The following is a 12201-nucleotide window of genomic DNA, read 5'->3' on the forward strand; positions in this document are numbered from 1 at the left end:
AAACTAACCTTGCCGGGAAACTAAATAAGCAATACAAAAAAAGCGGGCTCCATCGCATAATGACGATGGAACCCGCTTTTTATAGAGTGATCGTATTAATTAATAAACCCACTCGCTTACAAGTTTAGAATACTCAACAATTTCTTCTTCTTTGAAGAATAAACCGATTTCACGTACAGCGCTTTCAGCTGAATCAGATCCGTGAATGATGTTTTTGCCGACAGTTACGGCAAAATCGCCACGAATTGTTGCTGCTGCTGCATCTTTAGGGTTAGTCGCACCCATCATTTGACGTGCAGTAGCGATTACGTTTTCACCTTCCCAAACCATTGCGAAGACAGGACCTGAAGTAATGAAGTCCACTAATTCGCCAAAGAAAGGACGTTCTTTGTGCTCACCATAATGTTGCTCGGCCAATTCTTGAGAAATTACCATTAATTTTGCTCCTGCAAGAAGGAAGCCTTTCTTTTCAAAACGGGAAACGATTTCACCGATTAGATTGCGTTGAACGCCGTCAGGCTTAACCATTAAAAATGTTCTTTCCATGAATGTCACTCCTAATATGTATCATTGTTATTTGCCTATATAAGGCAATACTTTTAGAATATTACCATTGTTTGATGAGTTTCGCAACTCCCATTATCAAAACTTTCTTTTTCCGATATTTTTCGCGATGTCCGATAAAGTTTTTCTAGCTTTAATGGCAGGAAGGCCTTTCAATTCAGTAAAAGCCTTTTCTAAATACATATCACTGATCCTCGCTGCCTGTTCAATGGCACCGGAAGTTTTTATCGCATTGATTATATGGGACATTTCGTCTTTTGGCGTATCTTCCCGAACTGTTTCGATAAGCTTTTTTAACTTGGGATCTTCCATAGCAATCAAAACGGGCAAAGTGATATTACCTTGAATCAAATCACTGCCGGCTGGTTTCCCAAGCTCTTCTTCCGAAGCCGTAAAATCCAATATATCATCGGTGATTTGATAGGACATACCGACATAATATCCGAATTTAAATAGCTTTTGATGAACCAGTTCTTCAACACCTGCTGAAATGGCTCCCAACTGGCAGCTGGATGCAATGAGCAATGCCGTTTTCCGTTTGATCCTTCTAAAGTAAATCCGCCAATTCTGTTCGAAATTGTACTTATCTTTTATTTGTTCAATTTCCCCAAGACATAGTTCAACCATAGTATCTGCGAGAATTTGATGCGCAAGCGGAGACTCGATAACCGCCATCATTTCCAGTGCACGAGCAAAAATGAAGTCGCCTGTGTACATGGCGACACGATTATCCCATTTTGACTTAATGGTAGCCGATCCCCTGCGTAAATCCGCATCATCCACAACATCATCATGTACAAGGGAGGCCGTATGGATGAGTTCCAAAGTCGCTGCGACATGCTTTACGACATGAATATCATAGTTGCCAAACTTCGCACCCAATAGGACGAATACCGGACGGATCCGTTTTCCACCGGATTGCAGTAAATGCAGGGAAGCTTCCCTTAAAACCGAGGAATCCGCTTCAATTGCGGCTTCCAGTTCTTTTTCTATTAATTGCAAATCTGCATTCAAAAATGAATACATCATTTTAAATTTCATACATTCCACCCAGCTTTGTCCATTGCTATTCTGCTTATTTTGAAGGCTTGTACCCGAAATGTGTTGCTGCTACCCCACCGAAATGGGCCTTATAACTGACATTTTCCATTCCTGCCTGCTTAAACATGTTTTCAAGCTTTTTCATGCCTGGGAAATCCCGGGCTGATTCCTGCAGCCATGAGTATTCACTATAGCTTTTTGCGAATAATTTGCCGAACATGGGCATAATGAAACGGAAATAAAAATAATAGCCCTGTTTAAAGCCTAGCATCGTTGGCTGTGATGTATCCAGGCAAACGACCATTCCACCCGGCTTGGCTACACGGTTTAACTCTTTAAGCACTTTCATGTAATCAGGGACATTCCGCAGCCCGAAACCGATCGTGACATAGTCAAAGCTATTATCCTCAAAAGGAAGTTCCATTGCATTCCCATGCATTAGGGAAACTTGATCTAGATTGAGTTCATTCACCTTTTGTTCGCCGATTTTCAGCATGTTCTTACTAAAATCCAGACCAACAACCTTTCCTTCTGGTCCTACTTCATTAGCAAGGGCAATGGTCCAGTCCGCTGTTCCACAGCATACATCCAGTGCATGGGCGCCTTTTGGGACATTCATGATGGCCATTGTAGCCTTCCGCCATTTAAGATGCTGTTTAAAGCTGATGAGGGAATTCATCTTGTCATAATTTCCGTAGATCTTTTCAAAGACATGATGAACTTTTTGCTCTTTAGACTGCTCCATGATTCACCCTTCTTTCACATATGAATTTGCTATACTCTCTGTTTGTTCCAAGATGGCCTTCACTCTTTCCAGTAGCTCATCATCCAACTTTGCAAGCTTCCGCATCGAGCGCTCTACGGATTGCCTTGCATCCCACAGGCACTTGTCGAATTGGGTGCGTACCTGTTCTTCTTTTATGGAAACTTCCCCACCAATCGAGTCATCAAAAGTCATTTCCCTTAGGACATCAAAAACTATCGATTGACCCGACTTCATATAACTGCACTTCTCGGCATGCAACCGTTTTAAAAGCAACAGATCTTCCGATAGTTCCATCCAGGCAGGCTCACTATAATAATCCCCCAGTTTATGAATCAGCGAAGCCTCGATCGCTTTTATCGTCATTAAAAGCGTTGGTACATCATTAATGGACCCTTGTTGGTAAAGGATGATTTTATTATCATTTATTTTTTTTATCGCGCTTGAAAGTATACGGATCATATCAACATTACCTACACTGGCAAGCCCTTGATAATATAAGCCGCTATAGTAATCTCCGGCAAGCACTTGTAATTGACGATTTTTCAATACCTCGGGCGACTCGATTCCTTCACCCGAATTCGAGACGATTTCATGGGTATCCAGAGCTATTTGCACTAACATGGTTGAACTGATATATTGATTCCGTTTTTCGCTTGTAACGTCCAAATCGTTAAACAATCCCCAAAGCAATATCAGTTTATCTTCGTCCAAGCTTGGCTTTTGTATATACTTCAATAAATATGGATGTTGAGCTTTCGTTTCTATTAATCGTTTTAATTGCCTTATGTCGTCCGTAATGTTTAACAATTGAGATCACCCTTGCATCCCCGAAAGATAATTTTTTTTATACATATTGGTTTCTGTCTGTGTAAAATACACATTATTATACCATAAAAACAATCAGATGAAATGGTCAACGTTTATAAAATGAAACTTCCAAAAATAAGGAAACCATCGTCTTTTGCCCTTCAAAAAATGGATGCGGGAAATTTACAGCTTGTTAAACCCGATAATCAGATGATTGATTTACTAATTAACCAAGCAATGAGAAGCTATCATTTGTCAGGAGAATTCTTTTTGGAATCACTTTCTATCTCTCCGAATGGAGTATAGACCTTTGCATGGCCCCTGATTTTAATTGCCGAGGTATGTTCCGTGAATTGTGCAATCATCACCTCTCCTGAGTCAAGTTTTTCGGAGTGATGAAACTTGGTGTCCGTTCCCCTTGTCAACCCGATGACATTCACACTATCCTCAATGGCTTTGATTACGACAAAATCATTCAGAATCTTTTTTTCATTCATTTTTTCCTGCCCCCATGTCCTTAGTCTTTAATGAATGCCAGCACTTCAGCTCTAGTACGGTGATCCTTCGCAAACGTTCCCCTTACAGCTGAAGTCACTGTTTTAGATCCGGGTTTTTTTACACCGCGCATGGTCATGCACATATGTTCAGCCTCTACTACAACCATTACACCATGAGGCTCGAGCTTTTCCATTATCGAGTCAGCAACTGTAGAAGTGATGCGCTCTTGAAGTTGCGGACGCTTCGATACAGCCTCAACCGCCCGTGCCAATTTACTTAAGCCAGTCACTTTTCCGTTTTTCGGTATATATGCTACATGGGCTTTCCCGTAAAAAGGGACTAAATGATGTTCACATACTGAGTAAAACGGAATATCCTTTACAAGTACGAGTTCTTCATGGTCCTCCCCAAAAACAGTATCGAAATATTCCTTTGGATCTTGATTAAGTCCAGAAAAAATTTCTTCATACATTCTGGCTACACGGCTAGGAGTATCCAGCAGTCCTTCCCTCGTTGGGTCTTCCCCTACAGCCTCAAGAAGCATTTTAACTGCTTCTTCTAATTTGGCATGATCAACATTAGCCATTTTTTGTACCTCCTAAAAAATCAATAATATTATGTATTCAGATAAAAAATCCAAGGCGTTGCACCCGGATATCCATAATTGCAATTATTAAAGCGACTCTTCCCCCATACATTGGCGCCATTTAAAGGCAGTTTCGCCGGAAGCGGTATTCGGATGGTCATTTCCTTGTGACGGATTTACCATCTGCAGCGTTTCGAAAATATTCACTGTCTTTTATATTATCACAGATGGAAATTAAGAAGCAAAAAAAGGACCGCGTTTTCACGCGGCCCTTTTCGGTTAAGCACCCGTATGTAATGGTAGAATTACTTCACTGCATCTTTCAGCGCTTTACCGGGTTTGAAAGCTGGCACTTTGCTAGCTGCAATTTCGATTTCGTCACCAGTTTGTGGGTTACGGCCTTTACGAGCCGCACGTTCACGAACTTCAAAGTTACCAAAACCTATCAATTGGACTTTATCACCGTTTTTTAGAGCTTCTAAGATTGTATCAAAAACAGCATCAACAGCTTTTGTAGCGTCTTTCTTAGAAATTTCAGTTGCTGTAACAACTTCATTAATTAATTCTGTTTTGTTCATGCCATTCACCTCCTCCCAAAAGGGATCTTTATAAAAAATCATTATTACAACACTATAATAGTGATTTGATATTAGTTTCGGTCAAAAAATTTTCATTCCCTGACAATCATGGATTACCAAGCCCGATTAATTTCCAAATAATTCATCCGGAAATTTATAAATAGGTTGAAATCGCTGTTATAACGCGTTTTCTGTATGTAGATTATCACAAATCCTATTAGCTTAGCAAGGGAATTCAAAAAATAATGGGAATCTTTTCATTAATAATTGTATATATTATAAATTTTGTCTTTCGCTATTCATCATTTCCCTTTTTTATAGAAATTAAACTTATTATATTGCTGAAAATCGCTTAACCACAGGGTTTTTTCAAGATTATACTAAAAAACAGCAGATCATTTCAAATATTAGCATTCATAAATGATATTTTCCCTGCGATCCTGCCGTTCATCCCATGCAAAAAGACCAATCCATAAATGGAGTTGGTCCAGCTTTTAAACGTTTTCTATAATATGATGGCAATCAATCCCCCACTGCCCTCATTAATAATCCTCTCCAGTGTTTCTTTCAATTTATAGCGCGCATTGTCTGGCATCATCGCTAATTTCACTTGTATGCCTTCCCTTACGTAGGAACTTAGGCTTCTGCCAAAAATATCGGAGTTCCAAATGGAAAGTGGATTGTCTTCGAAATCCTGCATCAGATACCGGACTAATTCCTCACTTTGCTTTTCCGTACCGATGATTGGCGAGAATTCGGATTCGACATCGACCTTGATCATATGGATGGAAGGAGCTACGGCTTTTAACCTAACCCCGAACCTGGCTCCCTGACGGATGATTTCCGGTTCATCAAGACTCATATCATTAAGGGATGGGGCTGCAACACCATATCCAGTTTGTTTGACCATTCTTAATGCATCGGCCACCTGATCATATTCTGCTTTAGCGTACGCAAAGTCCTGCATCAATGATAACAGATGATCCTTGCCCCGGATCTCTACACCGACAATTTCCTTCAGGATATCATCATAGAGTTCATCAGGGGCGTATAGGTCTATTTCTGCAACACCCTGCCCCATCTCAATGCCTGCAAGCGCGGCACGGTCAATGAACTCGAATTCATTGAAATGACCGACTACACGATCTACATCCCTCAGGCGTTTAATGTCCTTGACGGTCTCTTTGACCGCGTCCTGGTAACTTTCCCTCAACCAATGATCCTCGCGCAGAACCATTACCCAGCTCGGGAGATTAACATTGACCTCAAGAACAGGAAATTCGTACAGGGCCTCGCGCAGTACACTATAAACATCCGATTCCCGCATTCCTTCGACACTCATGGCCAATACAGGGATATCATACTTTTCCTGCAGGGATTCCTTCAGTGCTACCGTATTCGGGTGGTGGGGCTGAACGGAATTGACAATCATGATAAATGGCTTGCCAACCTCCTTCAATTCTTCGACAACCCTTTCCTCGGCCTCTAAATAATCACTTCGCGGAATTTCTCCTATCGATCCATCTGTCGTAACGACTACGCCTAATGTGGAATGATCCTGAATTACTTTGCGAGTACCGATCTCAGCCGCTTCATTGAACGGAATCGGTTCTTCATACCAAGGCGTGTGAATCATGCGGGGACCATTTTCATCTTCATATCCTTTAGCCCCGGGAATTGTATAACCGACACAATCGACTAAACGGATGTTCACGTCGAGGCCTTCAGCTACTTGAATCGATGCTGCCTGGTTCGGTACGAATTTTGGTTCCGTCGTCATGATTGTCTTTCCGGCTGCACTTTGAGGCAATTCATCCTGTGCCCTGGCACGGTCCGCCTCTGACGGAATATTCGGAATGACAACTAGCTCCATGAATTTTTTAATAAATGTGGATTTCCCAGTCCTGACGGCACCGACCACCCCCAAGTATATATCGCCACCGGTCCGTTCAGCTATATCTTTAAAAATATCTACCTTTTCCAAGGTATCCCCTCCCGAATTAGAGTTTTGGGATTTCGTTTATCCATTTGCATTTATTTAGGACATTATATATCTATGATGTTGTCCTAAAAATTTATTCCAATTATTTCCCTGGTTCAATCCCTTCCTCCACCAGAAATTTTATATAAGGGTTGTTATTTTAAAAGTAAGATGAAATAAAGATAAAAGAAATAACCCTTCCCCTACAATATATTTTGCAGAAGAAGGGTTATGCCTATTTTGTAAGAAATATTGGATTATTTGTTTTTCCATCAATTGTATATGGCAATGAATAGGCAGGGACGAACTCCGAACTCTGAACCAGCAGTTCCCGGATATCTTCACCTGGCTTAATTTCCCCCTCATGCTTCTTTAATGCCTCAAGTAAATCCGGGGTATAATCCACAAAAATACTGCCTTGACCATCGACTACAAGATATAAGTCTTTTTGTGAAAATGGGCTCGTGACCGTCGGAGCTTCCTTCAGGCCCATTTTCTCATAATCAAGAGTGAAGACATTATCGGATAACCTTTCCTTAAATGGCGGGTATCCGTTGCTTTGCTGATAAGCAGTCAATCTCAAGGAAACATCCTGAATTTTCTGCGCCATCCTGACATCCAACAGCTTTACAGTCGGATTCTTTTCAACATTTACAAGGATGTATTGAAAGACGCCTCCCGATTCAAAGGCATTGTCTGGCGGTTCAGCCATATACCTCGGTGAAATCTTAGAAAATTTTATGACATATTTTTGATAAATCGGTGTTTCAGCATCTTTTGTAACGATGGGCAGTATGCCGCCTTCATCTTTCTGAAATTGATCCACTGCACTTTGGACTGATTGTATTTGCTCTTTATAAGGCAGTTGGTTTTGCATTTTTTGCTTCTCCGGATATAAGCAGCCAGATAATGATACAGAGATGCATAATAAACATAATATTTTGAAAAAATTTCTCATCATTTCTCCTCACCTATCAAGTGGTTGGCCCGCTAAGAACAACGATAAGGATGATCAAGCCGGCTAGAATCATAAGTATGTATGCGATAATTGCTGTCAAGACTCTCCAAAAACCTTTTAATTTATAACGGCTTAAGTAGATTAGAAATATAGAGATAACCATAAAGCCCATAGCTATAAAGGATATCCACATTTTTTGCAGAGCAGGTGTCATATCTTCATCACTCCTTTTTCCAGAAATTATTATAACATACCAAATTACGTTAAAGGAATTAAATCCTTGTCCAATCTGTGTAATTCCCGTTTTCATGACTCATTTTCATGAAAAAAAATTTCTGAGGTGCAGTACTAAAACGAAAAATATGTAAGTAATCCCGACACCCCCTCTCCAATCAAAAAAAAACAGCCCAAAGGCTGTTTTTCTTCTTACTTAAATTAAGATTGAAGCGTCGGCAAGACCTCTTTAAACGCTTTAATGACTGTATCGACTTCATCCAACTTAATAGTCAATGACGGCTCAATCCTTATTGTTTTGGAATTTATGAGCGTACCTGCTACCAAGATGCCTTTATCAAAGAGGGCTTTTGAGAATTCATAACCCACTTCATCTTTATGGAACTCAATACCAATCATCAAACCTTGGCCGCGGATCTCCAAAACCTTATCTTTGTGCTCATCAGCCACTTCCCTTAACCCATTTAAGAAGTATTCACCAACTTCTGCAGCACGCTGCGGTAAGTTTTCTTCCAAAAGTACGTCGATCGTAGCAATGGCCGCAGCACAAGCTAGTGGATTTCCGCCAAATGTCGTAGTGTGCATGAATGGATTGTCGAACCAGCTTTTAAACACTTTCTCATTGGCTACAACAGCCCCTGCAGGCATTACTCCGCCGCCAAATGCTTTCGCTAAACAAATAATGTCCGGAACAACATCATATAGCTCGGAAGCGAACATTTTACCTGTACGGCCCATTCCAGTTTGCACTTCATCCAATATTAATAACGCATCATATTCGTCACATAATGCCCGAACCTGCTTTAAATAACCTTGCGGAGGAAGGATGACCCCACCTTCACCTTGGATTGGCTCCAATAGTACAGCAGCAACATCTTCACCGACCAACGCACAACTTTCAAACGTTTTTCTCATCATATCCACATCACCAAAAGGTACATGACGCACACCTGGGATCAATGGAATGAACGGTTTTCTGAACATGCCCTTTGCCGTTGCCGATAGTGAACCAAGGCTCTTCCCATGAAATGATTTTGTCGTGGAAATGATCGTGTGTCGGTCACTGTACATTTTGGCCAGCTTAAGCGCAGCCTCCACGCTCTCGGTACCGCTATTCGTAAAGAACGAGTATTTTAAATCTCCCGGCGTGATTTCGGCAAGGATCTTGGCAAGCATTGCACGTAATGGATCAAGTAAGTCCTGGCTATGAAGGGCTTGTCTTTGCAATTGATCGGTTACAGCCTTTACAACTTTAGGGTTACGGTGGCCTACATTATAAATACCAAATCCACCTAAACAATCAATATAATTTTTTCCATTTACATCCGTAAAACAGGAATCTTGATCAGACCACTCAACCGAAGCGAATTGTGTGTCTTTAGTGACCGTCTTGCGGTATTCCAAAAACCCTGGGTTTACATGGTCACGGAAATTCTCGACCGTTTCTTTCGTTACCCACTGTGCATCTTCTTTTGAAATTTCTTTTTGTTCGATTAATTGAAGCACTTTTTTAATATAATCTTGGGTTGCTGATTGGTTAGCTTGAGTGTTTTTACTTTCTACGTTAATTGACATTTTTTTAATCTCCTTTTTTTTATAACTTTAGTGGATGGTTAATTAAGATTGCTTCTTTATGAAACTTTGATGCTTACCTCCCTTTTTTCTTATACTTATTAATCAAGCAAGAACCATGCCAAGTTAATTAACCAATAAAATCGCATTTCTTTTTGATAAATCACTCCGATACTATGCAAATATGCATAGTGTTATTTCACTTTGCATAATCATCTTGAAAAATCATTAATAGCTTCCCTAATGCCGTCAATAAAAATAAAAGCCGTTGCCAAGTGATTTTCATCACTCGGCAACGGCTTTTATTCAAAATGCATTGTTTTCGATTTTCTTACTCTGTTCAGCTAACACTTTTTGATACTTCCTGCTCACTGACGATTGACTTATCCCGAGCGCTTTAGCCGCTTTGGTCGTGGTTTTATACTGTTTCATGGCAAGCATGATCAATTGTTCTTCGACATGATCCTGTGCTTCCTGCAATGGAAGAATTCTCGTAATGATGGGTTTCGTTTGTTTAAAGTCACTGCCTACAGGTATGAACCTTTGAATGAAGTCAGCATCGATCATCTCTTCATCTGCAGAAACAACCAATCTTTCTATCATGTTCTGCAACTCACGAATGTTCCCCGGCCAGGTATAGACTTCCAGTATATTTAATGCATCGGGGGAAAAGTGGTAATTCCGCTGATACCTTTCATTCAGTTTTTGTAGGAAATGAAAGGCTAGCGGTGGTATATCCTCCGGCCTCTCCCTTAAAGGGGGCACATGTATGGGTATGACGTTCAATCGATAGAATAAATCTTCTCTGAACGTGCCCTTCTCGACCATTTTTTCCAGACTCTTATTCGTGGCTGCAACAATTTGAACATCAATGGAAATGGGCGTAGTGCTGCCAATCGGAATCACTTCCTGTTCCTGGAGGACCCGCAGCAGTTTGACTTGCAGATGTATTGGCATGTCACCCACTTCATCAAGGAATAAAACACCTTTATTGGCCTGTTGAAAGTATCCTACCTTCCCATTTTTATCCGCTCCTGTAAAGGAACCCTTCGTATAACCAAACAATTCACTTTCGAGGAGGTTTTCCGGAATCGCCCCGCAATTTATCTTCAGGAAAGGCTGTTTAGATCGCCTGCCCATTTTATGGATGGCTTCGGCTATCACTTCTTTACCTACTCCCGACTCCCCATTGATTAATACAGTAGATGAAAAATGAGCGATTTTCTTGACTTGGCTGATTATCTGCTCCATTTTAGGACTTGCAAAAACCAACTCTTTATAAAATTGATCTTGTTTTTTGAAAGAGTCCAGTTCTTTCCTCATTTCATTTAATTCCGATTTCAATTGGGTCGTTTCCGTTATATCCCTTGATGCAATGACTATTCGATCTATATCGCCTTTTTCATTGAACACAGGGGTGCCCACGGATAGGACTTTCTTATTCATTTTCGTATCCTGGACAATCGATACTTTCTTTTTTTGGTCAAGGACTAACCGGGTGACCGAAGGATTAAAAATCCCTTCATCTTCTAATTGCAAGAGATTCTTCCCAATATAATCTTTTAAGTTCTTCCCCCAGAATCCTGAGATGATGCTGTCACTATAGCGCAGCAGCTCTCCTTTTTGATTGACTACAAGTATTTCATCATAGATATTCGCCAAAATGGCATTCAAGTCTTTATTCGAGCTTTTTATCAATTCTATTTCCATGGCCATTTCCTCAACCATCGGTAAATCCTGAACGATGATGATCAGGCCTTCGACTTCCTTTTCATGGTTCAGAATTGGGCTATAGTCGACAAGCACACTCATGACATCAGTAATCTCCAGCTGATTCAGAATACTGCTCCCGCTGGCAAACACGCTATGTATATGCTGCTTATTGAAGATGTTCGCAGCAGGTTCATTAAGGACTTGATCAGAAGGCTTTTTTATCATCTTCAAGCCTGATTCATTAAAGTTCACGATATTTTTTTCTTTATCAGCCACAAAAATCCCCATAGGAATGGAGGTTAAAATCACATTTAGCAGGTCTAAATTTTGTTTGCTGTCCTGCTTGAATAATTCAGCTAATACATCTTCCCTTTTTACATAACCGGTTAGCAGGCCTTCATCCGTTTTAATCAGCACGATAGGTTCACCGATAATTTGAAACAGAAGCGGCAAGGATATGTTAGGGTGCAATTTACAGACATTATCAATCGAAAAAGCATACTGTAAAAGCTGATCGACTGTCGTTATTTTTTCATTTAACGGGAGGTCATCCATGCGGATATACGCAAACACTTGATTTTCCTTCATAAGAAAGAAGAAAGGTTCTTGTATCTCATGAATTTTTTGGTCTGAAAATGTAGGCTGATCAATTGTTATAGTTATGAATGGTCTTATTTTATCATCCGGAATAGATAACACATTTTCACTCTCCTTTTGTAACCTAACCTACATTTTATCACAATTCTGAATTGTAAGATAAAAAATAACATGCACCATTACTCAATATCCATCATTTACCTTTATTCTTTTCACAGCAAAAGGGTCCTTTAACGGACCCTTTTGACCTAAAAATATGGTATGCACCTTAGACTTATTTTATAAAGGACCGCTCACCTTTTCTTA

12 protein-coding genes are annotated in these 12201 nt (G+C 40.3%); all 12 read right to left on the reverse strand.

From position 1 onward, the window contains the following. Window positions 1-99 precede the first annotated feature (99 nt). Window positions 100-546, reverse strand: coding sequence for a nucleoside-diphosphate kinase (ndk, locus tag FNK51_RS12800; protein WP_076365651.1), 447 nt, complete (start codon window positions 544-546; stop codon window positions 100-102). 96 nt (window positions 547-642) lie between these two features. Beyond that, window positions 643-1605: a heptaprenyl diphosphate synthase component II gene (gene hepT, locus FNK51_RS12805; RefSeq protein ID WP_141993569.1), complete on the reverse strand. Its 963-nt coding sequence runs from the start codon at window positions 1603-1605 to the stop codon at window positions 643-645. A gap of 34 nt (window positions 1606-1639) precedes the next feature. Beyond that, a complete protein-coding gene (locus FNK51_RS12810) occupies window positions 1640-2350 on the reverse strand; it encodes a demethylmenaquinone methyltransferase (RefSeq protein WP_098370781.1) in 711 nt (236 codons plus the stop codon). Window positions 2351-2353: 3 nt separating this feature from the next. Then, a complete protein-coding gene (locus tag FNK51_RS12815) occupies window positions 2354-3178 on the reverse strand; it encodes a heptaprenyl diphosphate synthase component 1 (RefSeq protein ID WP_141993570.1) in 825 nt (274 codons plus the stop codon). Between the two features lie 248 nt (window positions 3179-3426). Further along, entirely contained in the window at window positions 3427-3675 is a 249-nt protein-coding gene (mtrB, locus tag FNK51_RS12820) for a trp RNA-binding attenuation protein MtrB (RefSeq protein WP_076365643.1), read from the reverse strand. A gap of 20 nt (window positions 3676-3695) precedes the next feature. Continuing rightward, window positions 3696-4262: a GTP cyclohydrolase I FolE gene (folE, locus tag FNK51_RS12825; protein WP_076365641.1), complete on the reverse strand. Its 567-nt coding sequence runs from the start codon at window positions 4260-4262 to the stop codon at window positions 3696-3698. A gap of 305 nt (window positions 4263-4567) precedes the next feature. Then, entirely contained in the window at window positions 4568-4840 is a 273-nt protein-coding gene (locus FNK51_RS12830) for an HU family DNA-binding protein (RefSeq protein ID WP_034308023.1), read from the reverse strand. Window positions 4841-5345: 505 nt separating this feature from the next. Continuing rightward, window positions 5346-6824, reverse strand: coding sequence for a stage IV sporulation protein A (spoIVA, locus tag FNK51_RS12835; protein WP_098370783.1), 1479 nt, complete (start codon window positions 6822-6824; stop codon window positions 5346-5348). A 232-nt stretch (window positions 6825-7056) separates the two neighbouring features. Next, complete coding sequence (locus FNK51_RS12840) at window positions 7057-7782, reverse strand: hypothetical protein (protein WP_377397449.1); 726 nt, start codon at window positions 7780-7782, stop codon at window positions 7057-7059. Window positions 7783-7795: 13 nt separating this feature from the next. After that, entirely contained in the window at window positions 7796-7993 is a 198-nt protein-coding gene (locus tag FNK51_RS12845; RefSeq protein ID WP_048681698.1) for a DUF2768 domain-containing protein, read from the reverse strand. Window positions 7994-8214: 221 nt separating this feature from the next. After that, entirely contained in the window at window positions 8215-9588 is a 1374-nt protein-coding gene (locus tag FNK51_RS12850) for a putrescine aminotransferase (protein ID WP_098370785.1), read from the reverse strand. Window positions 9589-9891: 303 nt separating this feature from the next. Beyond that, window positions 9892-11997 (reverse strand): sigma 54-interacting transcriptional regulator, encoded by a 2106-nt coding sequence (locus FNK51_RS12855; RefSeq protein ID WP_286178690.1) that lies wholly within the window; start codon window positions 11995-11997, stop codon window positions 9892-9894. Between the last annotated feature and the right edge of the window lie 204 nt (window positions 11998-12201).

Source organism: Bacillus sp. B4EP4a, assembly GCF_006680105.1.
Taxonomy (GTDB): domain Bacteria; phylum Bacillota; class Bacilli; order Bacillales; family DSM-1321; genus Peribacillus; species Peribacillus simplex_E.

Coding starts and splice junctions, on each gene's coding strand:
- ndk (WP_076365651.1), bottom strand. CDS start 546: ATGGAAAGAACATTTTTAATGGTTAAGCCTGACGGCGTTCAACGCAAT.
- hepT (WP_141993569.1), bottom strand. CDS start 1,605: ATGAAATTTAAAATGATGTATTCATTTTTGAATGCAGATTTGCAATTA.
- FNK51_RS12810 (WP_098370781.1), bottom strand. CDS start 2,350: ATGGAGCAGTCTAAAGAGCAAAAAGTTCATCATGTCTTTGAAAAGATC.
- mtrB (WP_076365643.1), bottom strand. CDS start 3,675: ATGAATGAAAAAAAGATTCTGAATGATTTTGTCGTAATCAAAGCCATT.
- folE (WP_076365641.1), bottom strand. CDS start 4,262: ATGGCTAATGTTGATCATGCCAAATTAGAAGAAGCAGTTAAAATGCTT.
- FNK51_RS12830 (WP_034308023.1), bottom strand. CDS start 4,840: ATGAACAAAACAGAATTAATTAATGAAGTTGTTACAGCAACTGAAATT.
- FNK51_RS12840 (WP_377397449.1), bottom strand. CDS start 7,782: ATGATGAGAAATTTTTTCAAAATATTATGTTTATTATGCATCTCTGTA.
- FNK51_RS12845 (WP_048681698.1), bottom strand. CDS start 7,993: ATGACACCTGCTCTGCAAAAAATGTGGATATCCTTTATAGCTATGGGC.
- FNK51_RS12850 (WP_098370785.1), bottom strand. CDS start 9,588: ATGTCAATTAACGTAGAAAGTAAAAACACTCAAGCTAACCAATCAGCA.